This is a genomic window from Sphingomonas aurea (genome assembly GCF_030678875.1).
Classification (GTDB): Bacteria; Pseudomonadota; Alphaproteobacteria; order Sphingomonadales; family Sphingomonadaceae; genus Sphingomonas; species Sphingomonas aurea.
Genome location: NZ_JAUUDS010000002.1, coordinates 252,451 through 273,475 on the forward strand (window position 1 = coordinate 252,451; position 21,025 = coordinate 273,475).

Annotated in this window: 18 protein-coding genes and 1 pseudogene; 5 read left to right on the forward strand and 14 right to left on the reverse strand. The window is 66.5% G+C overall.

All coding sequences use genetic code 11. The annotated features are described in order from the left end of the window. Positions 1-13: 13 nt before the first annotated feature. From Q5H91_RS07195 to Q5H91_RS07220, 6 genes are read right to left on the reverse strand one after another with little or no spacing between them, the layout of a single operon-like run. Entirely contained in the window at positions 14-1,609 is a 1,596-nt protein-coding gene (locus Q5H91_RS07195) for an AMP-binding protein (protein WP_305172650.1), read from the reverse strand. Positions 1,610-1,611: 2 nt separating this feature from the next. After that, positions 1,612-2,655, reverse strand: coding sequence for an alpha/beta hydrolase (locus tag Q5H91_RS07200; protein WP_305172652.1), 1,044 nt, complete (start codon positions 2,653-2,655; stop codon positions 1,612-1,614). Between the two features lie 4 nt (positions 2,656-2,659). Continuing rightward, positions 2,660-3,913 carry an MFS transporter gene (locus tag Q5H91_RS07205; RefSeq protein WP_305172654.1) on the reverse strand — a complete coding sequence of 418 codons (1,254 nt, stop codon included), beginning with the start codon at positions 3,911-3,913 and terminating at the stop codon, positions 2,660-2,662. Further along, on the reverse strand, positions 3,910-5,232 hold the full coding sequence (locus tag Q5H91_RS07210; RefSeq protein ID WP_370655240.1) for an acetyl-CoA hydrolase/transferase family protein: 1,323 nt from the start codon (positions 5,230-5,232) through the stop codon (positions 3,910-3,912). Before Q5H91_RS07210 ends, Q5H91_RS07205 begins: the two co-directional genes overlap by 4 nt. Continuing rightward, positions 5,229-6,866, reverse strand: coding sequence for an alpha,alpha-trehalase TreF (gene treF, locus Q5H91_RS07215; RefSeq protein ID WP_305172656.1), 1,638 nt, complete (start codon positions 6,864-6,866; stop codon positions 5,229-5,231). The genes Q5H91_RS07210 and treF overlap by 4 nt, the downstream gene beginning before the upstream one ends. A 6-nt stretch (positions 6,867-6,872) precedes the next feature. Beyond that, a complete protein-coding gene (locus tag Q5H91_RS07220; protein WP_305172658.1) occupies positions 6,873-9,152 on the reverse strand; it encodes a TonB-dependent receptor in 2,280 nt (759 codons plus the stop codon). A gap of 152 nt (positions 9,153-9,304) precedes the next feature. Between Q5H91_RS07220 and Q5H91_RS07225 the strand changes: the two genes are divergently transcribed. Further along, on the forward strand, positions 9,305-10,237 hold the full coding sequence (locus Q5H91_RS07225) for an alpha/beta hydrolase fold domain-containing protein (protein ID WP_305172661.1): 933 nt from the start codon (positions 9,305-9,307) through the stop codon (positions 10,235-10,237). A gap of 13 nt (positions 10,238-10,250) precedes the next feature. Here Q5H91_RS07225 and Q5H91_RS07230 read toward each other — a convergent pair whose 3' ends face one another. The 4 genes from Q5H91_RS07230 to Q5H91_RS07245 all read right to left on the reverse strand — a co-directional run bounded on the left by Q5H91_RS07230 (position 10,251) and on the right by Q5H91_RS07245 (position 13,660). Further along, positions 10,251-11,231: a substrate-binding domain-containing protein gene (locus Q5H91_RS07230; RefSeq protein ID WP_305172663.1), complete on the reverse strand. Its 981-nt coding sequence runs from the start codon at positions 11,229-11,231 to the stop codon at positions 10,251-10,253. A gap of 44 nt (positions 11,232-11,275) precedes the next feature. After that, the gene (locus tag Q5H91_RS07235; protein ID WP_305172665.1) at positions 11,276-12,196 is read right to left on the reverse strand and encodes an alpha/beta hydrolase; all 921 of its coding nucleotides are present in this window, start codon (positions 12,194-12,196) and stop codon (positions 11,276-11,278) included. Positions 12,197-12,458: 262 nt separating this feature from the next. Beyond that, a complete protein-coding gene (locus tag Q5H91_RS07240; protein WP_305172667.1) occupies positions 12,459-13,076 on the reverse strand; it encodes a fatty acid desaturase in 618 nt (205 codons plus the stop codon). A gap of 116 nt (positions 13,077-13,192) precedes the next feature. Beyond that, a complete protein-coding gene (locus Q5H91_RS07245; protein WP_305172669.1) occupies positions 13,193-13,660 on the reverse strand; it encodes a sterol desaturase family protein in 468 nt (155 codons plus the stop codon). Here Q5H91_RS07245 and Q5H91_RS07250 point away from each other — a divergent pair. The 4 genes from Q5H91_RS07250 (at position 13,611) to Q5H91_RS07265 (ending at position 15,691) form a co-directional block, all read left to right on the forward strand. Continuing rightward, positions 13,611-13,925 (forward strand): hypothetical protein, encoded by a 315-nt coding sequence (locus Q5H91_RS07250; RefSeq protein ID WP_305172853.1) that lies wholly within the window; start codon positions 13,611-13,613, stop codon positions 13,923-13,925. The two genes, Q5H91_RS07245 and Q5H91_RS07250, sit on opposite strands and share 50 nt — an antisense overlap. A 128-nt stretch (positions 13,926-14,053) precedes the next feature. After that, positions 14,054-14,623 (forward strand): GDSL-type esterase/lipase family protein, encoded by a 570-nt coding sequence (locus tag Q5H91_RS07255; RefSeq protein ID WP_305172671.1) that lies wholly within the window; start codon positions 14,054-14,056, stop codon positions 14,621-14,623. A gap of 58 nt (positions 14,624-14,681) precedes the next feature. Next, positions 14,682-15,185 carry a Ros/MucR family transcriptional regulator gene (locus tag Q5H91_RS07260; RefSeq protein WP_305172673.1) on the forward strand — a complete coding sequence of 168 codons (504 nt, stop codon included), beginning with the start codon at positions 14,682-14,684 and terminating at the stop codon, positions 15,183-15,185. Positions 15,186-15,241: 56 nt separating this feature from the next. Then, on the forward strand, positions 15,242-15,691 hold the full coding sequence (locus Q5H91_RS07265) for a (deoxy)nucleoside triphosphate pyrophosphohydrolase (RefSeq protein ID WP_305172675.1): 450 nt from the start codon (positions 15,242-15,244) through the stop codon (positions 15,689-15,691). Here Q5H91_RS07265 and Q5H91_RS07270 read toward each other — a convergent pair. From Q5H91_RS07270 to Q5H91_RS07295, 4 genes and pseudogenes are all read right to left on the reverse strand, one after another. Next, on the reverse strand, positions 15,674-15,919 hold the full coding sequence (locus Q5H91_RS07270; RefSeq protein ID WP_305172677.1) for a hypothetical protein: 246 nt from the start codon (positions 15,917-15,919) through the stop codon (positions 15,674-15,676). The genes Q5H91_RS07265 and Q5H91_RS07270 overlap by 18 nt on opposite strands. Before the next feature lie 245 nt (positions 15,920-16,164). Continuing rightward, positions 16,165-16,876: pseudogene (locus Q5H91_RS16545) on the reverse strand (IS6 family transposase). A 71-nt stretch (positions 16,877-16,947) separates the two neighbouring features. Continuing rightward, on the reverse strand, positions 16,948-19,242 hold the full coding sequence (locus Q5H91_RS07290; RefSeq protein WP_305172685.1) for an EAL domain-containing protein: 2,295 nt from the start codon (positions 19,240-19,242) through the stop codon (positions 16,948-16,950). A gap of 3 nt (positions 19,243-19,245) precedes the next feature. Further along, positions 19,246-20,898, reverse strand: a complete 1,653-nt coding sequence (locus tag Q5H91_RS07295) for a ShlB/FhaC/HecB family hemolysin secretion/activation protein (RefSeq protein WP_305172687.1) — start codon at positions 20,896-20,898, stop codon at positions 19,246-19,248. Positions 20,899-21,025: the final 127 nt, after the last annotated feature.

Here is a 21,025-nt window from a genome sequence, read left to right on the forward strand (position 1 = left end):
GGGGGCTCGGACGTCATGTGTCGCGCTTTTCCGAACGGACGTCGAGGTCCAGCGTCGCCGATGTCACGCCACGCTTGCGCAGATCGGCCCTCCGGACCTTCTCCGTGGCGGTTCGCGGCAACGCGGGCATGAACTCGATGAAGCGTGGCTGGGCAAAGCGGGGCATGCGGGATGCAGCATGGGCGGCAAGCGCGGCCGTATCGATCGCAGCGCCGGCGGAGGCCACGATGGCGCACATGATCTCGTCCTCACCCCCGGGGATGTCGGAAGGCACGGCATAGGCGGCGATCTGATCGATGCCGGGAAAGTCCTCCAGCGCAGCTTCGATATCGGTGGCCGAGATGTTCTCGCCCCGGCGGCGGATGCAGTCCTTGATCCGGTCGACGAAGGTGACATGGCCGTCGGCGTCGATCCGGCCGGCGTCGCCGGTGTGGAACCACAGGTTCCGCCATGCCTCCACGGTCTTGCCCGGCAGATTGAGGTAGCCGGCCATGAAGCCGCCGGGAACGCAAGGGCGGACCATGATCTCGCCGACCTCGCCCGTTGCGACGGGAATGTCGGTCTCGGGATCGGCGATCCGGACCTCGAACCGCGGGTACACGCCGCCGCAGGTCCCCGGACGCGGCTCGCCGCGACGGCCATAGAGCGCGATATTGGTCTCGGTCATGCCGTACCCGCTCAACACGTCCGCGATGCCGAAGCGCTCGCGCCAGCAGCGATCATGGTCCGGCAGGTTCGGCGCGGCGATGAGCAGGCGAAGCCGGTGGTCGCGATCGCGCTCACCAGGTGGCTGCGCCTGAACGAACGCGCTGATCGCGCCGAGCGCGTTCGTCAGCGTCGCGCCGGATCGGATGAGGTCGGGCAGCCAGCCGGCAGCGGAGAAGCGCTCGCGCAGCATCGCGCTCGCTCCCGCGATCAGAACCGCGCCGATCTGCATCAGCAGGCCGTTCGCGTGCGATAGCGGCAGGCAGACATAATAGATGTCGTCCGCGGTCACGCCCGCATTCTCGACCACGCCGAGACCGAAGAGGAAGCAGTGGGCGTGCGGCATCAGGACGCCCTTGGGCGCACCTGTGGTGCCGGAGGTGTACATGATGCACGCGATGTCGTCGGCACGCGGCAACGGTGCAGACGACGGCTCGGCCGCCCGCCAGGCGTCGAACGCGCTGGTGCCGGGGACATGATCGCCGACGACGAAGATCGTCCGCAGGCTGGCGGTGGCTGCGTCGAGGTCCGCCAGCCGGGGCCAGTAGCGCGCGTCGACGATCAGGATCGACGGCGCCGCGTCGCTGAGCGGATGGGCGAGAAAGGACCCGGTCAGCTCGGCATTGAGGATCACCGCCGTCGCCGACAGGCGAGCGATGCCGGCCCAGGCCCGCAGGAAGTCGAGGCCGTTCGGCAGCATCACGGCGATCCGGTCGCCGGCCGCCGCACCAGCGGCAGCCAGCATCCCGGCGACACGGGCCGCATCATCGCGCAGCTCGCGATAGGTCAGCCGTTCGCCGGTCGTCGTCATGGTTACCGCGACGCGGTCGCCCTGCGCCTCGGCCTGCTCCTCGATCACCGCCGGAAAGCTCCAGCGCCTCAAATCGGAGATGCCCGAGTACATCGTCAGCGTCCCGCCGTCTTCTCGAGCCTGGCCTTCAGGAAGCGTGCCATCAGGGCATTGGCCTGATCGGTTTCCGGGATCGCCATATAGGCCCAAAACGCGTGCGGCAGACCGTCGAACACCACGAGCCGCGCATCGACCCCCTGCTCCATCAGCTTGCGGGCGAAGATCGATGTCGGGCTCAGCAGGATGTCGCGCGTGCTGGTGACCAGCAGGGTCGGCGGGAAATGCGAGATGTCGCCCATCAGCGGCGACAGGATCGGATCATCGACGGGCGTCTTGCCGACATAGCCGGCAACGCTCTCTGTCATCGTCCTGGCGCCGCCCGGAAGTGGCATCCAGGATTCGGAATCGCCACTGGTGCTAAGATCCGCGCTGCCCGAGAAATAGCCCATGGCTGCGGGCATCGGCCGCTTCATCGCGGTGAGCCGCGCCATGAGCTGCCCGCTCAGCGCAGCACCGGCGGACGTTCCGTAGACGGCGATGCGCGACGCCGTGTGATCCTTCTCGAGCGCCTGGTAGACAGCGAGCGCGTCGTCCAGTGCGGCCGGATAGGGATGTTCGGGCGCCAGGCGGTACAGCACCGCGACCACGGGGATGCCGGTGAGCGCGGCGATCGGGATGGTTTCGGTAAGCGATCCCGAATCGGCCTGAAATCCTCCGCCATGCAGGTTAAGGAGGATCGGCCCCTTGCCCAGCGCCTTCACGCCCTTGGGATAGAGGATCCGCACGGGCACGCCGGCGATCGTCGACTGCTCGACCCGGACGTCGTAGCGCTTGGCCAGCTCCCCGCCCATGCCCGCCTGCAGGTCGGCGACGAACCGTCTTTGCGCCTCTAGCGGAGGCGCGGGATCGGGTATCGGAGCCGCGGCAAGCGCCGCCGCCATGGCACGTCCCTCTGGACTGAGCGTGTTCGGCAGCTCCCACCTGGCCAGGTTCCTGGAGCCCGGCGACGGCGTCTGCGCGGTCGCGGCCCCCTTGGCCACCGCCGCGACCATCGCCGCCATGACGGCCTTGTGGATCAGGTATCGGATCTTGGAGGGCATCGCTTCAGCTCCTTTCCGGGAATGCGGTCGAACGGCCGGGCACCGTGGCGGACGCCGCCTCGTCATCCCGCCGGAAGGTGCGTGGCCAGGCGAGCGCCACGGCAAGCACCGCAAGCGCAGCCATGGCAAGATAGGCCGTGGCTGCCCCTCGCTGCCACAGCAGCCCCGAGCCCGCGGTCGTCATCGCCAGCGCGAGCCCGAGAAGGACCGCGTTCAGGCCCTGCGCCGCCGCGCTCGAGACCAGTGGTACGCGCTTTGCGATCACCAGCATCGTACCGAGGATCGCGCCGGTCGCCGTGACGCCCTGCATAAGCTGCACGACAAGGAGGACCGCGGCCGGCGGATCGCCCGCCATCACCAGCCAGCGCAGAATGGCGACGCAACCCGCCATCCAGATCATCACGCCCGGATCCCTTTGCCCCAGCAGCTTCGATCCGAACCAGAAGGCGACGATCTCGGCGCTGACCGCGACGGCCTGGATCACGCCGATCGTTCCCGTCGAAATGCCGCGCCCGCTCCACTGGATGGCTCCGAAGCTGGTCAGCACACCGTGGCTGGCCATCACCAGCGCCGCCGCGACGATGAGGCGCATCAGCGTCCGATCGCCGACCACCTGGCGCCAGTTTCCTGCCGCGGACGCGGCCACGTCGGCTGTGCGCCGGTCCGACGGCAGGAGAAGCGCGACGATCGCCGGCAGAAGGAGGAGTGCGGCGACCAGCCACGGCAGCGCGGCGATACCGGTCAGGTCGAATACCCAGCCGGCGGCCGCGCTCGACACCACGGCGCCGATCGATCCCCAGACGCGAAGCCGTCCGAAGTCGAGCCCGTCGCGCCGGACGGCCATGACCGCATAGGCATCGGTCAGCACCGGTATCTGGTCCCAGGTGATCGAAAAGGCGATGACGATGAGGATGCGCCCGAGGTGATCCGGCTGGCCAAGCAGCAGCGTTATCAGCGCCGCCGAGCCAAGCGCGGTCACGGTGATCGCGTTGCGCACGCGCCCGGTCCGACCGGCCCATGCCGAGAACGGAGCCACCGTCACCAGCCGCAGCATGAGCGGGATCGCCATCAGCATGCCGATCTCACCGGGCGGGGCGCCCGTTGCAGCGAGCCATAGCGGCAGAAAGGTGAAGAAGCCGAAGTGGAGATAGAGCGCCAGGTAGAGCCCCGATATCCTGACGGAGAGCCCCGCCCGCGGCGTTCCGGGCGGCGCGATGACGGCGGACCCGATATCCGGCAGCGACGACGACGTGGTCATAGACCGCTCCTGCGGGCGTATAGCTGCGCGGTCAGTTCGTCCCGGAACCTGGGGTGGGCGATCGCGATCAGTGCCTCACCCCGCTGGGTCAGGGACTTGCCGCGCAGGTCGGCTGCACCGAACTCGGTCACGACGATATGGACGTCGTTCCTGGGCGTCGTGACGGGGCCGGACAGGCGCGGCACGATGCGCGAGACGGTGCCCCGCGCCGCCGTCGCGTGACAGGCGATGATCGACTTGCCCCCGACGGACGCGGAGGCGCCCCGCACGAAGTCCAGCTGCCCGCCGGCCGCGCTGTACTGACGCCCGTTCATGCCTTCCGAATTGCACGCGCCGTGCAGGTCGACTTCCAGCGTGGCGTTGACCGAGACCATGTTCGGATTGCGCGCGATCACGGCGACGTCGTTGACGTAATCGACCGGATGGGCCGCGACGTCCGGATTGCCGTCGAGAAATTCATAGAATTGCCGGTCGCCCATCGCGAAGGTGAAGATCGTCTGACCAGGGTGGTTCACCTTGCGGCTGTTGTCGACGATACCCGCCTGCATCAGCGCGGCGAGGCCGGGCGTCATCAACTCCGAATGGATGCCGAGGTGACGGTGCGCGTGCAGCGCCGCGCAGACGGCCTCCGGCACCGCGCCGATCCCCATCTGCAGGCAGGCGCCGTCGTCGATCAGGCCCGCGATGATGGCCCCGATCGCCTCGTCCTCCGGTCTGCGCGCCGCCGATGGGATTTCCGGCAGGGGCCGGTCATGCTCGACGATGGCCGTCACCGCCGACAAGGGGATCGTGCCGTTGCCGCCGGTGCGCGGCATGTGGCGGTTCACCTCGACGATCACCCGCGCGCACGACCGTGCCGCGCCGTGCGCATAATCGACGTTCGTGCCCAGGCTGAAGTCGCCATTCTCGTCGGGCGGCGCCACCTGCGTGACCAGCGTGTCGACGCCGACCTCGTCGCGCAGCATGCGCGGCACGCGGCTGAAGGCGACGGGGATCAGGTCGACATCCCGATCGCCGATCGCGGCCGCCTCCACGTCGATCGCGCGCTCGACGGCGCTGTGGAACAGGCTTATCGGCCGCAGCCGGTGACGCAGGTCGCGCCGCAGCACCGTGTGCCCCGCCACCGACGTCGACAGCAGATAATAGAGGCTCGCGCCCTCGATCTCTCCTGCCGCGGCCCGCGCCGCGAGCGCTGCCAGGATTGCGGGCGGCTGGGCCACGCCGAGTGCCATGCAGATGCGCGCTCCGTCGGGGATGAGCGCGACCGCCTGTTCGGCGGTCATCACGCGGGCGCGGTACGCTGCACTATCGCGCGTCACCGGTCCGTCTCCGCCATCTGCGCCGGGAAACGGGCAGGCCCTTCGCCCGAGCCGATCCCCAGCAGGTCCATGAACGAGACGGTGACGCCGTTCGTCCAGCCGAAGCCGATCTGGGGCACGTATTCGCCGCCGCCGCCGCCCGTGCCGCGCTCCACATCGTATTTCTCGTGGATCCAGCCGCTCCGCCGGAACTCGGCATCCACCGTCCCGACCCAGCGGGCGGCGATGGCATGGGCGAGGCGGCGATGGCCGTACCGGCGGAGGCCGGCAAAGGCGATCCACTGCAAGGGCGCCCAGCCGTTCGGCCAATCCCACTGCTCGCCCGTCTCGATCAGGGTGGTGCGCAATCCACCCGCAGCAAGGAGGCTGTCCGCCGTGACGCGCGCCACGCGCGTCGCCTGCATCCGGGTCGCGACCCCGGTGAACAGCGGCATCAGCGTAGCGGCCGTGAGTTGCGCACGCCTCTCTCCGGTGTCGGTGTCGAAGTCGCAGAAATAGCCGGCATCGTGCCAGAGCCAATGGTGAATCGCCGCGCGGCGCCGCCGTGCCAGTCCGTCGAACCGCCTCGCGACCGCGTCGTCGCACAGGCCGTCGGCCACCTCCGCGATCGTCCGCTCCATGCCATACAGGCAGGCGTTGAGGTCGACCGGCACGACCTGGGTGGTGCGGATGCTCTCCAGCCCCTCACCCTCGGCGAACCAGCGCGAGGAGAAGTCCCAGCCGCTTTCGGCGCCGGCCCGCAGTGCGCGATAGACCTCGCCGGGCGATCGACCCGACTGGTCCGCCGTGCGGAAGTCCTCCCAGTAGGATTCGTCGCGGGGCGTGGCGCGATCGTCCCAGTAACGGTTCAGGACCGCGCCGTCCGGCATCCGCACGGCTCGCTTCGCACTCTCCCCCGGACCGGTATCGGCGGCACCATCCATCCAGAACGCATGCTCGATCAGCAGCGCATCGAGCCGCCGGCGCCGTGTGGCCGGCCTCGCATCGGGTACCAGGCCGAGCATCGCGAAATAGATCGGCGGTTGCGACCGGCTGAGATAGTAGCTGCGCGTTCCGTTGGGGATGCGGCCATAGGTTTCCAGCAGTTCGGCGAACGCGTCCACGGTGCTGGCGGCGACCTGTTCGAAGCCGTCCCTTATCAGGCCCAGCATCGTGAAATAGCTGTCCCAGTAATAGAGTTCGGCGAAGCGGCCGCCGGGCACCGGATGCACGCCCGCGACCGGCAGCAGGGATCCACCGGCGTTCGGCGTCACGGTCTCGCGGCAGAGGTCCGCCCATGTCGATCGGAGATAGCGCCTGAGGTCGCGCTCCCCATGCGCCCCATGAACCCGTGCGGGAGCGGGAAGCGTGAAGTTCTCCGCCACGAAGCCGCGCAGCGACGCCTCGTCCGCGGGGAGGAAGGCGAAGGCATCCCGGATCTGTCCCGGTTCCCGAACGGGTACGGCATCGACGAAGGTCTTGCCGTCCGCGAACAGGCGTCCGAGCTGCACCTCTACCAACAGCGGTCCGAACAGGTCGGCGGGTGACGCCACCTCCATCGCGCCGCGGCCGACCAGCATGTCCGGCATGGCCGCGCTGCGAAAGCCCGGCAGGAGGTACCCGTCGGACGGGCTCTGCGCGAGGAGCGCCGACATGACCGCCTACCAGTGGAAGCGGAGCTGCGCCCCGTAGGTTCTCGGCTCGCCGTACGTATAGGTCACGGTGCCACCGCCGACATTGTAGAGGTCCTGCAACCCGGTCGCGAAGGTGTTGTCGGTCGCATTCGCCATGAACAGCGTGAAGTCGAGATTGCTGCCGCCGATCCCCTGCAGCCCCGCGCGCACCGCAAGCGTGTCGTAGGACGGCAGATAGGGAACGCGCGCCAGATTGTTCTGTGCGGTCGAGAAGCGGCTCTGGTACGCCCAGTTGGTGGACAGGGCGAGCGTGCCGGCGGCGCCCAGATCCTGGCGGTAATTCGCACCCAGCGTCACCTTGTGCTTGGGCGTGTAGGGGAAGGCGGCACCCTGCAGGATCGCGCCTGCCGAGGCATCGGTCACCTGCGTATATTTGGCGTCGGTGTAGGAATAGCTGCCGTTCAGCGCCAGCCCCCGGACCGGCTCGACCGCTGCGGTGACCTCCACGCCCTGGATACGCCCGCGGGCGGCGGTGCGCGTCACGTTCAGGATCGTGCCGCCGATCGCCTCCTGCGTCGTGCGCTGGATGTTCGTGTAGATCCCGCGATAGGCCGCGACGTTGAAGCGCGTCGGCACCCCGGCGATGCGCAGCTGGCTCTTCAGGCCGATCTCGACATCCTCCAGCTTCTCGGGCGGGAAGGTGCGGAAAGGGGAGTCGGTCGGGACCGGTCCGTTGACGCCGCCCGCCTTGAACGCGTCCCGCGCCGTCACATAGGCGTGGACACCGTCTGCAAAGGCATAATCCACCGACGCGTTGTAGCTGGTATAGTCGAACTTGCCCGTGCCGCTGGTCGCCGGCAACACGAAGATCTGCGTGTAGTTCGACGTCTCGTCCCACGTATGCCGCAGGCCGCCGGTCACGCTCAGCCCCGGCAACAGCCCCGCCTTGCCGAGATCGATCGTCGCCTGGCCGAACACCGCGTGGCTGCGGGCACGATTGTTGACGATCGCCGGCACCGGACCGACCACGGCCGTCAGCGGAAACTGGATGACGAACAGACCCTGGTCGCGACGCAGGCCGGATCGGTCGTAATAGCCACCGACGCTGAAATTGACCGCATCCTGCCACAGCCGCCCCTGCAGCTGCAGCTCCTCGGTGAAATAGGTCGGCGCCTGCGTCGGTGCACCGGTCGCACTCGTCTGGCCGCTGATCGACAGCGGTGTTGCGTCGTAATCATAGCCGTAGCGGTAGGTCAGCTCGGAATAGCTGGCGATGTTCTTGAGCGTCAGCGCATCGCCGAGCGACACGGTCGCGTGGTTGACGACCTGCCAGTAATCGGTCCGCGCGAACTCGTCGATGTCGTAGGCGACGCGACGCGGCCCGTAGCTCTGCTGGTTGGAAAGGGCGCTGCCGAAGCCGGGGAGGAACAGCGCGGCAGGCGCGGCCGGGGCGCCGAGCGCGGGATCGAGCTGCTGAAGGACCGTACCCGGCCCGTTATTGTCCGAGTGGTGATAGCGCGCGACGGTGTAGAGCTCGACGCCGTCGACGGGGCGCAGCGTCAGGCTGGCCCGGATGCTCTGGTAGCCGAGATTGTCATAGTCCTTGCCGCGGAAGAACGGCCCCACGTCCTTGGTGTAGCCGTCGCGGCGGCCGATTTCGCCGGCGACCCGCAGCAGCACCCTGTCGTCGACGATCGGCAGGTTGACGGCGAACTCCGCGCGGACGTCGCGCAGGTTGCCGTATTCGAGCTGGACGTAACCTTCCTGCCGGTTGGTCGGACGCGCCGGTTCGAACAGGATGTTGCCGCCCGTGGCGTTCTTGCCGAACAGCGTGCCCTGCGGCCCCGCCAGGACCTGCACGTTGGCGAGATCGTAGAAGGTGCCGACCCGACCGTCGATCCCGACCAGCGCCGGCACCTCCGCGAAATAGTTGACGACGCCCGGCACCGACCCGAAGGCCGGCCCCTGACCCCGCAAGGCGAAGAACGCGAACTCACCCGGATAGCCCCCGGTGATGCTGATGAGCGACGGCGTGAAATTGGCCAGGTCGGTGCGATTGACGATCCGCGCGTCCGCCAGCTTCTCGGGCGAGAACGCGGTCACCGAAAGCGGAACGTCCTGCAGCCGCTCCTCGCGCCGGCGGGCGGTCACCACGATGTCGCCGAGGGTCGACGAGACGTCCTCGGCCTGCTCCGACGCAGCGGGCGTCGCCGTTGCGGTCGCGTCCGCCGGAGCGTCCTGCGCAGCGGCAGGATCGATGAGTGCGATCGCGACGGCGCTGGCCGTCATGAAAAATAGTGACCTCATCAGCATCCTCCAAACGTCCGCGTTTAGCAGCGGCTTTCCTATCGCTCTTTTCTCGCGTAATGATATCGATGTCAACAACGACATTTGTGGGGTTGGCAGGCATGGCGCGGCTCGGCATGCTAACCAATGTGATCGATAGCAGGGGTTTCTGGATGGCATGTCCGCCTGAACACGCGCGGTGGGTCAGCCCCACCTCCCGCACGTTCTTCGACGAAGAGGTGCGTGCTCCGTCCTGTGCGCCCGCCGACCTCGAAGAGCGCCGCGGCTATTATGACGCGATCAACACGGCGCGGCTGGCAGGCGCTCTGCGCGATCATCCCATGACGGTCACGTCGCGGGAGATCGCCGGGGTTCTGGTGCACGAGGTCGTCCCGGCGCAGCCATGTCCGGACGGCGTCCTGATCTGCCTGCACGGCGGCGCGTTCCTGTGGGGCGCAGGTGCCGGTGCGGTGCTGGAGGCGGTTCCGGTCGCCGCGGCGACGGGCATGCGCGTCCTCGCCGTCGACTACCGACTCGCTCCCGAATATCTTTTCCCGAACGCGGTGGACGACGCCGCTGCCGTCTATGCCGCGCTGATCGACGCCGATATCGGCCCGATCGGCATCTACGGCTGCTCTGCCGGTGCCTACCTTACCGCACAGGTCGTCGCGCGCCTCGTCACCGAAGGCCGCCCCCTCCCCGCAGCCATCGCGCTGCTGCATGGATCAGGCATGGAGGTCGGCGGCGACTCGCTGTCCGTGGCCGCGCAGCTGAACGGCTCGCCCGCGGCGGCGGACATCCAGCGCATGCACGACCTGCCCTATTTCGCCGGCACCGATCCCGCCGACCCCCTCGTCTTTCCGGGCGAGCATCCGGCGATACTCGCGTCGTTCCCGCCATCGCTGCTCGTCACCGGCACACGCGACTTCGCCGCTAGCAGCGCGTCGGTGATGCATCGCCGCCTAGTCGCCGCTGGTGTCGATGCGCGGTTCTTCCTCTTCGACGGCATGTGGCACGCGCATCACGTCGACACGCTCCTGCCCGAGTCGAAGGAGGTCTATCAGATCATGGCCGGCCACTTCGGGCGGCACCTCCACCGAAAGTGAGGCGGCTTCGCAACTAGGCCGCCACCGTCGTGCTCTCGCGGACGACCAGCTCGACCGGCAGCAGGTCCGGCGGGGTGTAGCTCTCCGGCTGCCCGATGAGCGCCAGCACCGATTCGCCCAGCAGGCGGCCCGCCCGCGACCAGTCCTGACGGATCGAGGTGAGAGGTGGCCGGTTGTTCGCCGCGACGGCGATATCGTCGAAGCCCATGACCGAGACATCGGCCGGCACGCGACGTCCGGCTTCCAGCAGGGCGTCGCATGCGCCCGCCGCGATGAAATCGCTGGCCGCGACGACGGCGTCGAATTGCACGCCGTCCGCCAGCAGCGCGCGGATCGCAGCGGTACCGTCCACGCGGGAGAAATCGCACGGGACGACGGCGGCGATCATCGCCGGAGTCGTCGCCACGATGTCCCGCACCCCCTCCAGCCGGGCGGCGACCTCGGGATGGTCGACGTTGCCCAGGAACGCCAGCCGGCGTCGCCCCGTGTCGATGAGATGCCGTGCGCCAAGTTGGCCACCCAGACGGTTGTCGCTGCCGATCACGACCAGATCGCTGTTGGGAAGACGTTCTCCCCAGGCGACCATGGGCAGGCCCTGGGCGGCGATGATCCGCGCCCGCTCCGCACCCACGCCCTGTCCGAGCATGACGATGCCGTCGGCATCGACCACCTGACTGTCGAGGAAGTGATCGCTCGAAGTGACGAGCATCGCCTGGCCGGCGGGCGTGAGGGTTTCGAGCAGGCCGCCGATGATCGCCAGGACGAGCGGGTCGGAGATCGGCCGGTCGCCGGCGACGAGGCGCTCGATCACCAGCGCGACCGTCCGGCTGCGTCGCGTGCGGAGCGCGCGCGCCGCCACGTTCATGCGATAGCCGGCCTCGCGCGCGATCGCGGCGATCTTCTCCCGCAGTTCGGGGCGAACCGCCTCGCTGCCGCTCAACGCGCGCGACACCGTGATCTTCGATACCCCCGCCAACTCGGCGATCGTGGCCATCGTAGGTCGAGCCGCCGTGCCCGGCTGAAAGTGCGTTCGCCCTGTCACAGCGCGTGGAAGTACCGTGCCACACGCGAACCGAGCAAGCGGAACGCGGCGGCTACCTTGGGCTGGGTGGCCGGCAGGAACATGAAGCCATGGGGCAGACCGGGCAGGCGCTGCATTCTCACATCGTTGCCGGCGCGGGCGAGCGCCAGGCCATATTGCTCGCCATCGTCGCGAAGCGGATCGTTCTCCACGGTGATGACGATGGCGGGTGGCAGGCCGGACAGGTCATCGGCCCTGAGGGGCGACAGACGCGCGTCGTCCAGCGATGCCGCGCCCGCATAGGCGCCGATGCAGTCGGCGAGGAACGACCGACTGAGGCCGGGCAGCGATACCTCGTCGAAGCTCGGCTGCTGCATGCGCAGGTCCGTCGGCGGATGCACGAGCAGCTGGAACACCGGTGGCGCCTCACCACCGTCCCGCACGACGAGCGTCATCGCCGCGGCGAGGTTCGCGCCCGCGCTCTCCCCACCGATGGCGACCTGCCGCGGATCGCACCCGAGCGCGGCCGCATTGGCCCTTGCCCAGCGGAATGCCGTCATCGTGTCATCCAGCGCGGCCGGAAACGGGTGCTCCGGCGCGAGGCGATAGCCCACAGCCAGCACCGCGCACCCGGCCTTCGCGCACAGCCATCGACACGGCGCATCGTGCGTGTCCAGGTCACCGAGCAGCCACCCGCCCCCGTGCAGAAATACGAGCAGCGGCAAAGGCGCCTCCGGGCCACCCGGTCGCTCGACCGGGCGATAGAGCCGCAGCGGCACGTCGTCGGCAACATAGGACCGCGCGTCCACCCGAGGCGCCGGGAGCGACCGGCCCTGCTCGGCCATCCCGATACGCAGCGCGGGCACATCCGCGAGGCTTGGCTCGCCGGATTGCGCCGGAGCCGCATCGTCCCGACCAGTGTCCCTCGTCCCGACCATGTCGCACCTTCTCCTCGCCGACTTCTCCCTCACCGTTTGACATCGATATCATCGCGAGCGCAAGCGGTGCGTGGCGGGGTGGCGCGTCATCATTGTCTGCCGTCTGTCGTTTACCAGCGCGACGAAGACGAAATGCACGTCGGCCGGCTACCCGAAGCCACCGGCGACAGCGCCTCCAGGCACAAGTCCAGGATATAGCCGATCGGTGGCACCATCGCAGCGCAACCGCCACGACCGCGGACTTGGCCCGCTGACACTGCGATTACTGTCTCAGCTTCTCGCGCCTGAACGCCGGCAGCCGCCACCACGGTGTGCCGGGGCTGAGATGGTGTTCGTGATGATAGGCACCGAAGTGAAAGCAGGTCAGGAGGGACAGTGCCGGTCGCAGCGTGTTGCTGCGGGCATTGTGTCGGTCGGCAAAGGGCCGGCTGTCGTGACGATGTGGCAGATACGTGCCGAACACGAACAGCTGCGCCAATGCCAGGAGAGCCGGTAGCGCCCAGAACACGACGATGTTGAGAAGCGAGGCGCCGAGGATCAGGTAGACGACAGCCGCCAACGTGATCCGCACCAGCTGCCCGTGGGTGTAGTAGTTGCGGAAGAAGGACACGAACCAGGGCAGCGCGCGCCTGGGTGCGCCGGCATGGAAGTCGGGATCTTCTGGTGTGCCGGGGGCAGCATGATGCGCGTGATGCTTGGGCAGCAGCGCTCCATAGGATAGCCCGGCATAGGCGCCCAGGCACAGCGTTCCCACCACGGTGTTCAAACTCGGCCGACCCGGCGCCAATGATCCGTGCATGCAGTCATGCGCAACGATGAACAGCCCGGTGCTGAGCCACGCCTGCAGCAGGACGATCAACCCCGCCAGCGGGATCGTCACGCTGTTCCATTGCCAAAAGAAGATGCCGCCGATGTGAACGCCCAGCCACGCACCCCCGATCAGTACTGCGATCAGGGGGCCGCGCCTGGCATCTGCTATGCGTTGCCCGCCGGAACTCACCGGCTTGCTCTTTCGCCCAGCCGGCGCTTCAGCTTGACGGGGTCAGGAGCGAACAGGAAGCCGAAGCTGACGCCGCCATCCTTGCCCTTGACGGCATGGTGCAGCCGATGCGCCTGGTGGAGCCGTTTGAAATAGCCGCGTCGTGGCACCCACCGCATGCCGAACCGCTGATGGACGAGCATGTCATGTACAAAGGCGTAGATCGCGCCGTAAACGGTGATGCCGAACGCAATCCACCAGACCGGTTCCAGGTAGATGCCGACCACGAACAGTCCGATGACGATCGCCGCGAAGGTCACGGCATAGAGATCGTTCTTCTCAAGGGCGCCGTCATGCGGCTCATGGTGTGAACGGTGCCAGCCCCATCCCCAGCCGTGCATGACATATTTGTGCGTCGCCCACGCGAAACACTCCATGAACACGACCATCGCCGCGACGAGCAGCAGTTTCTCATACCACGTCATTGATAACTCCGGCGCGGTCGCTGCTGCTGGTGGAGCATGGATCGACAGCGCGCGCGGCCTGTTTACCACATTGGCCGAGCCGAAACATCCTTGTGGTGTCCTGCTCCTCGAATGTCAGATGCCCGACGACCGCGATTGCGCCCTAGGCAAGCAGCCGCCCGTGATGGAGGGCCTGCGATCGGCGGCCGAAACCGTCACCAGCCAGGCCAAATCCAGGCTTGTGTCCCCCGCTGCCAGTCGTGCGTCTCGCAACGGTTTCGCCTGAGCCACGAGGACAAAGCTGAGCACAGGGGACCTGACCTGATGCCGCGGCAGCAGCTCGCCAGTGTGCCGACCTGGGCAGAGCCTCCACGTCTTCTGCACGCGGCACGGTCACCTATCTTTCAGCCAACCATGACCAGACCTCATCCTGTGATCCTCGCGATCGGCGACAGCCTTGTCGCGGGCTACGGCCTTACTCAGGCGGATAGCTTCACCGCTCAGCTCGAACGTCGTCTCCGCGCGACGTTCCCCGACGCTCGGGTGATGAACGCCGGCGTCTCGGGCGATACGGCTGCCGGCGTGCTGAAGCGATTGCCGGCTCTGCTGTCGCGCCTCCCCGCTCGTCCTTCGCTCGCCATTGTTCAGGTCGGGCCGAACGACGTGCTGCGACAGGTGCCGCCATCTGTCGTGCGCGCCAGTCTGGAGGCGATCCTGCTCGAACTCGGCCGCTGCGAGATACCGGTGCTACTGACGACGGTCGAGCCGCCAGCGCTGCTGCGCGACCGGGCCGCTGCCTATATCGGCATCCATCAGGAGCTTGCGGCGCTCCATAGCGCCGTGACCGCACCGTTCTTTCCGGATGGTGTACTGGGTCATCCGGCGATGGTGCTGGCCGATCGAATGCATCCGAACAGCAAGGCGATCAGCGCCGTCGTAGATGCGCTGCTGTCGACTGTTGAAAAGTTATTGGACGACCATTGATCGGCGCCGGTGCTGCTGTACTCAGATGCTGTCTTCTACAGTGGTGCAGGGGTCATGAATGACTGAGACAGACAACAAGCCAGATCTGGTGATGCTGGCAGCCGAGCTTACCGCCGCCTGGCTTGCCAACCCGAACAATCGCGTCAACGGCGATGACGTGCCGGCCTTTCTCATCAAGATGTACGAGACCGTCCAGCAGCTGTCGGGGACCAGCCAGGCCATCGCGGAGCCGGTTGGCGGCCCGGAATACACGCCGGCCGTGTCCGTTCGGAAGTCACTCGCCTCGCCCGATCACATCGTCTCGATGATCGACGGCAAGACGTACAAGACGCTGAAGCGCCATCTCTCCACCAACGGTCTGACCCCGGACGAGTATCGCGAGCGATATGGGCTGAAGGCGGATTACCCCATGGTGGCGCAAGCTTACGGCGAAGCGCGACGTGCGATGGCGGTGAAGATCGGCCTCGGCCGCAAGCCCAGGGCGGCAACGCCGGAGGAGGCACCTGCTCAAGCACCGACCAAGACGCCGCAGAAGCGCAAGGCGGCCGAGCCGGTCGCGTAAGCAGCGACACCGGACCGGCTTTCTGCGCGCGTGCATCCCGTCCATATCGGCAAGCTGTGAACGCCGCCGCCATGTACCCCGTCCAGAACGTCGCTGCGGCCATTGCCTGCCGCGGAGATCGGGTGCTGGTGACCCGGCGGGCGCCGGGCCAGAAGATGGCGGGCCTGTGGGAGTTTCCTGGCGGCAAGCTCGAGCCCGGGGAAACCCCACAGACCTGTATTGTCCGCGAGATTGCCGAGGAGCTGTCGGTCGACTGCACGGCCGGCGGTATTCTGATGGAGCATCGCCACACCTATTCCGGTGGCGCAATCAACCTCATCGCCGTGATCGTCACGCTCACCTCGGATGGCTTCCGCTTGAGCGTTCATGATGACGCGCGCTGGGTGCCGGCCAGCGACCTCCTGTCGCTAGAGCTGGCGCCGGCAGACATCCCTGTCGCGCGGAGGCTACGAGACCTGTTCAAGCGCGGTGCCCTTCAGCCGAGCGCATCAGCTCGGATGAGCTGAACTCTCGACAGCGTCGTCGCTGATCTCGGTTGGCACGGCCGCCAGGGCGCGCGGGTCGTCCGCCCCGCCTACCGATGCCATGTCCCCTCCCGCACCCGCCTCGTCGGCCAACTTCATCTGCTCATAGGCGATTTCCAGATCGGCGACCCCGGAGCCGGTTGGCTGGATCGGCAGATCGGCGAAGCTTTCGATGGTCGGCTCGCTGGCCTCAGGCTCGGTCATCATCATCTCCTATCCACAGCCGTGTCGGCCGATGAACGCCCGGGCGTCGCTGTGGTCGCATGACGATAATTTCGAAGCCATCCGGCGAACCGTACTGGCTGGATCTGGGGTGGAGAATGACGCGCGAAATAGCGCAGGCTTCCAGCCGAAAACCTTCTCTGCAAGACGGTGTGCGTAAAACTGTGGCGGTGCTGTCAGTCTAAAGCGAACCGCTCTCCACACGATGCACCTTGGTCTTTAAGGCTAGCAGCCTAGCTCGCGAGGATCTGCCACTCTGCCAGGGCGGCAGAGCGTCGTTCCTTGTAGGTCTTGCGATCAGTAAGGTGGCGCTCCAGACTGAAGTGGTTGTGGACGTTGGCGTGGACAGAGGCGAACTTTTGTAGCGTCTTCATCTGCCTGAACCTCAGCATCGCCCGCTCTCGTCGTCGGAACGGCAGGTGGCTGTTCTCCACCCGGTTGTTCGCCTAGCGGCCTACCTCCTGCTTCTCGGCATTGCCGAGCTCATTCATCGCGGCACGGTAGCTGCGAAGGCCATCGGTGGTGACTGCCTCAGGGCTGCCATGGCGCTTGAGCGCCTTCTTCATGAAGGTGAGCGCCGCTGCCTTGTCACGGGTTCTGGTGACGTAGCTCTCGAGCGCCTTGGTGATCTACCGCTCGCCGGAGGTAGACCATCTCGCCGTTCAGCTTCACGTACACCTCATCCAGGTGCCAGCGCCAGTGCCGGAACCCGCGCATGCGGCTTACCCGTTGACGGCGGATGTCGCCGGCGAACATCGGACCGAACCTGTTCCACCAAAGCCGCACCGTCTCATGGCAGATGTCGATGCCGCGCTCGAACAGCAGGTCCTCTACGTTACGCAGGCTAAGAGGGTAGCGCACGTACATCAGCACCACCAGCCGGATCACCTCGGGTGACGAGTTGAAGTAGCGGAACGGCGAAGTTGGCTTGCGCGGGCGTGGCATGCCCCCCGCCCTATCCCACCATCACCCAATTACCAGCTGGTGCATTTGGTTTGACGGAGCCCCAACCTGCCCTATGCCGCTCGCTGCATACCTTCATCGAGCAACATCCTTAAGTCTGCCAGAGGCAGAGGCTTGCTGATGAAATAACCCTGTATCAGATCACATCCGCAAGCTGTAAGGAACGTCAGACACGCTTCTTCCTCCACACCTTCCGCAACCACTTTCAGGCCGAGTTGATGGGCGAGTTCAATCGTTGAGCGAACCAGGATGCCATCGTCATGGTTGGAATGGGCAAACTGCACGAAGGTGCGATCGATCTTGAGCTCGCTTATCGGCAACTCCCGCAGGTACGTGAGCGTCGACTGACCGGTGCCGTAATCGTCCATCGATATCGCGATCCCCAGTTCACGATACCGATTGAGTGAAGCTATGGCCGCGCTGGCGTCCGACATCGCAGCCGACTCGGTCACCTCGAATACGATGGCGGCGGTGGGAACACTGGCGCTGGCGACGAGCCGTTCTACCGCGCCGTTGAAGGCCGCATCGGACAATAGCTTCGCAGAGATGTTGACCGCGGCGGTAACATGCGGGTGGTCGATCCGCCACGCCGAGAGGTCATGAAGCACCTGCGCCAGCACATGCAGCGTCAGCGGTGCGATGCGGTTGGACTTCTCCGCAACCGGAATGAACAGGTCCGGCCCGATAAAACCGCGCACCGGATGGCGCCAACGCACCAGCGCCTCGACGCTGGTGATCTGATGGCGACGCAGGTCGTACTTGGGTTGGTAGAAGACCTGGACATGACCTGCGGCGATCGCCTCGTCCAGTTCACCCATTAACGAGATTGATCGATCCAAGCTGTCCGTGTCCATCTCGGCACGGCGCCAGAAGCTATCGCCGGCACGTGCTTCATCAGCGGCGAGCGTGGCCCCGGCGAGCAGCCGTTCTAAATTCGCTCGAACGCCCGTAGCAACGCCAATCGTGAGCGCGACGTCGACGCGGCGACCACTGACCTCGACTGGCTGGAGGAGCAAGGCGCGCAGGCCGTGAAGCGTGTCGTCAATCGCCTGTTCGACCCCCAGCAGGAAGACGAGTTGGTGATCGGTGGCGCGGTAAACCGCCCGACGCTCGCCGGCCAGAGCCAGCCTTTCGCTGATGCGGATCACGACATCGCCGATGGCGCGTTCGCCCAACACCGCGCGCAGGGCATCGTAATTGCCGATCTGCGCCGCGGCGAGGACAACCATATCCTGTCCGCTTGCCTGCCGCAGCAGCGCTCGCGCGTTGGCGAGGCCGGTCGCCTCGTCACTCAATCGCTGGTCATGGAAACGGCGCAGGACGTCGCGAACGCCGCACGTAACGGCGGCCCCGAAGATCATCATTAGAGCCGTCGCCAACGGCATAACGATGAGCGTATGATATTGCGCGACCAGAACCCCGATGACGATCGCGATCCCCGCGATCGCGCCGATCACGATACTCGACATGGCGGAACGGCACCGAAGCATTGCTGCGGCGATTAGTGCTCCAAGCATCAGCATGGCCGAGCGAGAGCCATAGCGTGGTGTCCCACGCAACAGCGTCTCCGCCGCCAGCGCCTGAACTACTACGCCGGGAACCACCCCCCAGCGAGGCGTACCGTAACGGTCACCCATTTCGATCGCAGTGGCGCCAATTAGGATATTCCGGCCTTTGACCAATGCGGGGTCGAACAGCCCATTGCGAACATCGACGAAGCTCATTCGCGGGATGGTCGCCGGATCGATCGACATATCAATCGGAAACTGCTGGTCGACCACGCCGGACCGGGCTGCGATGTATGCCGAAAGCGACGGGCGCGGCTGTCCCTCGGTCACCGTTGCCAGCGGCATATCGCGGACCTGCCCATCTTCGCTAGGACGAATACTGACCGATGCCAGCGCGACATGATCGCGCAGTATTGGGATCGGCAAGGCGTCGATCGATCGGCGATCACTGCTGCTCGCATTCTGGCTGAAGGTCGGCAGTGCGACCAGCCCCGGCGCCCGCGCCAGCGCGTTGGCAAAGAGCTGGTCGCCGGCCGCATCAGAAGCCGACGAGAAATCGACGTCGAACACGATCGAGGCTGCACCCGCCTTCCGCAAATGATCAACCACCATGGCGTAATGCGTCCGCGACCATGGCCAGCGCCGAATGGCAGCGGCGCTCTCGGCATCCATTTCGACCATCACGATGGTGCCGCTCGCCGATCGATCCACTGCAGCAAAGCGCAACGGCATCAGCCCGCGATCGATCGCGTCGCCCGTTCGGCTCGTCATCATCGCGATACCCAGCGCGACGATCAGCGCCAGCGTGATCCAGGATGAAGGGCGGCGATCCAGACGCATGGGTCAGAACCGCCGCGCTACGCGGAAGGACACCCGCGGGCGCCGCGTGCCAGTGTCGAACCGATCCGCGTTGAGCGGAAAGGCGATCTCAACCATCCCGTCCAGCGCGCCATGTCCGAGCCGAGCGCCGGTGCCCGTCGAGAGCAGCGAGCCGCCGCCAGCACCACCGCGCAAATTATCGACATAGCCGCCGTCGACGAAGCCGTAGAGTAGCACGCGGTCGATCGCTCCCTCGACATGGCCAAGATCCGCACGCAGTTCGGCGGAGCCGAGGATGCCCTGATCGCCGGTCCGCTCGGCATAGTCATAGGCGCGTCCGAACGCCGGACCGCCGACGCCAATTTCGGTGGTGGCGAGCAGCGGCCGCGAGGCGAGTTGCCCCGTGGAGGCCAGGGCCAGCACGAACGGTCCCTTCAGACGGGTGGTCCAGTCCACCGTGTAGCCCCATGTCATGAACCGTGCGTCTCCATCGACGCGAGACGTCCGCGCATCCCCCACATGGGTGACGCCCTGAAGCGGCAATCCGCCGACCATCGCGATCTCGCCGGTCAGGACTCCCGGTCCGAGTCGCACCACGCCGTTGATTGAGCCGGTGATCGTGGCGATCCGGTCGTCCCGCAAGGTGCTGCCCAGCAATGTCTGGTTTGTGCGCAGCGCTCGCAACTCCACCCCGGCCCAGAGGCTCCGCGCCCGGCTGCGCTCCAGCGGCCTTGTATAGGCGACCGCGACATCCACGCTGTCACCAATGACATCGAGCGGCTTGAGCCAGCCGCCTGGATTGGCGCGGCCGATCGATCCGGAGACCGACAGCGTACTTCCGTGCAGGTCAACCGGCGCGGCATAGGCAGCGCGAAGAAAGGCGAATTCACCGGGGTGGACGGGTGTCGTCGCAGCGATCAGGCGCAGTTCGTCGCCTGCCTGGGCAATGCCCCTGAAATTGGCGAGCATCGTGGCGCGGATCGGCCCGATCTCGGCGCTGCCGCGATTGTCGAGTTGGACATATGCGCTGGCGCGATCCTGTTCGATGGTAACTAGCAGAATGCCAAAGCCGTCCTGCCTTACAAACCGGCTCTCCTTTATGGTGACCCCGGCAACATCACCCACGAGCAGGATCGCGCGCTCGAGGGTGGTACGACGGACCGGTTCCTCCGTTACCAGCGCGTCCGTCAGCAGTCGGTCAGCAAGCGGGTTGACTGCGCCGACCACGCGAACGGCGGCGATGCGCCCTTCATCCAGCGACACGCGCAGAATGCCGTCTGACATCGACTGCGGCTCGATAGAAGCGTTCGCAAACGGATAGCCCGCCTGACGAGCCACCGTCGCAACGGCGCTTGCGAGCTGAGTGAGATCTTCGCCTGTGAGCTGCCGCCCCAGAAACGGCACCAACGCAGGCGCGAATGCGGCCGTTGCAACCGCCGTATTGCCAGATACCACGATCGCACCAGGCGTAGACATTGGCGAGCGCAGGCGCGGCGTGCCGACAGTAGGCGCCACGGTGAACGGCTCAGTGGTGGGCCGAGGATTATCATTGGGCTTCGGAAGCACCTGTTCGGCGATCGTCGGGTCGGCCCGATCCAGCTGTACCTGTGCGACGGCCGGAACGGCTATGCACACGGCACTGGCGGCGGTTGTCGCCAGGATCAAACGGCGCGGCATCGACTTCCCCTAAATGCTTGATGCAGCAGCTAGTGGGCAAGCGTTTGCAAATGGTTGCCGCGCCCTTATCCTAATACGGAATTTACCGTAGCGTTGAACCTGATCCTAAACGGAAGGTCCGCAGATC

What these genes read in the sequence shown, in the direction of transcription:
- Q5H91_RS07205 (WP_305172654.1), bottom strand. Translation starts at nt 3,913, where the DNA reads ATGACCACGTCGTCGTCGCTGCCGGATATCGGGTCCGCCGTCATCGCG.
- Q5H91_RS07225 (WP_305172661.1), top strand. Translation starts at nt 9,305, where the DNA reads ATGGCATGTCCGCCTGAACACGCGCGGTGGGTCAGCCCCACCTCCCGC.
- Q5H91_RS07245 (WP_305172669.1), bottom strand. Translation starts at nt 13,660, where the DNA reads ATGACGTGGTATGAGAAACTGCTGCTCGTCGCGGCGATGGTCGTGTTC.
- Q5H91_RS07295 (WP_305172687.1), bottom strand. Translation starts at nt 20,898, where the DNA reads ATGCCGCGCCGTTTGATCCTGGCGACAACCGCCGCCAGTGCCGTGTGC.
- Q5H91_RS07260 (WP_305172673.1), top strand. Translation starts at nt 14,682, where the DNA reads ATGACTGAGACAGACAACAAGCCAGATCTGGTGATGCTGGCAGCCGAG.
- treF (WP_305172656.1), bottom strand. Translation starts at nt 6,866, where the DNA reads ATGTCGGCGCTCCTCGCGCAGAGCCCGTCCGACGGGTACCTCCTGCCG.
- Q5H91_RS07195 (WP_305172650.1), bottom strand. Translation starts at nt 1,609, where the DNA reads ATGTACTCGGGCATCTCCGATTTGAGGCGCTGGAGCTTTCCGGCGGTG.
- Q5H91_RS07270 (WP_305172677.1), bottom strand. Translation starts at nt 15,919, where the DNA reads ATGATGATGACCGAGCCTGAGGCCAGCGAGCCGACCATCGAAAGCTTC.
- Q5H91_RS07290 (WP_305172685.1), bottom strand. Translation starts at nt 19,242, where the DNA reads ATGCGTCTGGATCGCCGCCCTTCATCCTGGATCACGCTGGCGCTGATC.
- Q5H91_RS07200 (WP_305172652.1), bottom strand. Translation starts at nt 2,655, where the DNA reads ATGCCCTCCAAGATCCGATACCTGATCCACAAGGCCGTCATGGCGGCG.
- Q5H91_RS07255 (WP_305172671.1), top strand. Translation starts at nt 14,054, where the DNA reads ATGACCAGACCTCATCCTGTGATCCTCGCGATCGGCGACAGCCTTGTC.
- Q5H91_RS07235 (WP_305172665.1), bottom strand. Translation starts at nt 12,196, where the DNA reads ATGGTCGGGACGAGGGACACTGGTCGGGACGATGCGGCTCCGGCGCAA.
- Q5H91_RS07220 (WP_305172658.1), bottom strand. Translation starts at nt 9,152, where the DNA reads ATGAGGTCACTATTTTTCATGACGGCCAGCGCCGTCGCGATCGCACTC.
- Q5H91_RS07230 (WP_305172663.1), bottom strand. Translation starts at nt 11,231, where the DNA reads ATGGCCACGATCGCCGAGTTGGCGGGGGTATCGAAGATCACGGTGTCG.
- Q5H91_RS07250 (WP_305172853.1), top strand. Translation starts at nt 13,611, where the DNA reads ATGAACACGACCATCGCCGCGACGAGCAGCAGTTTCTCATACCACGTC.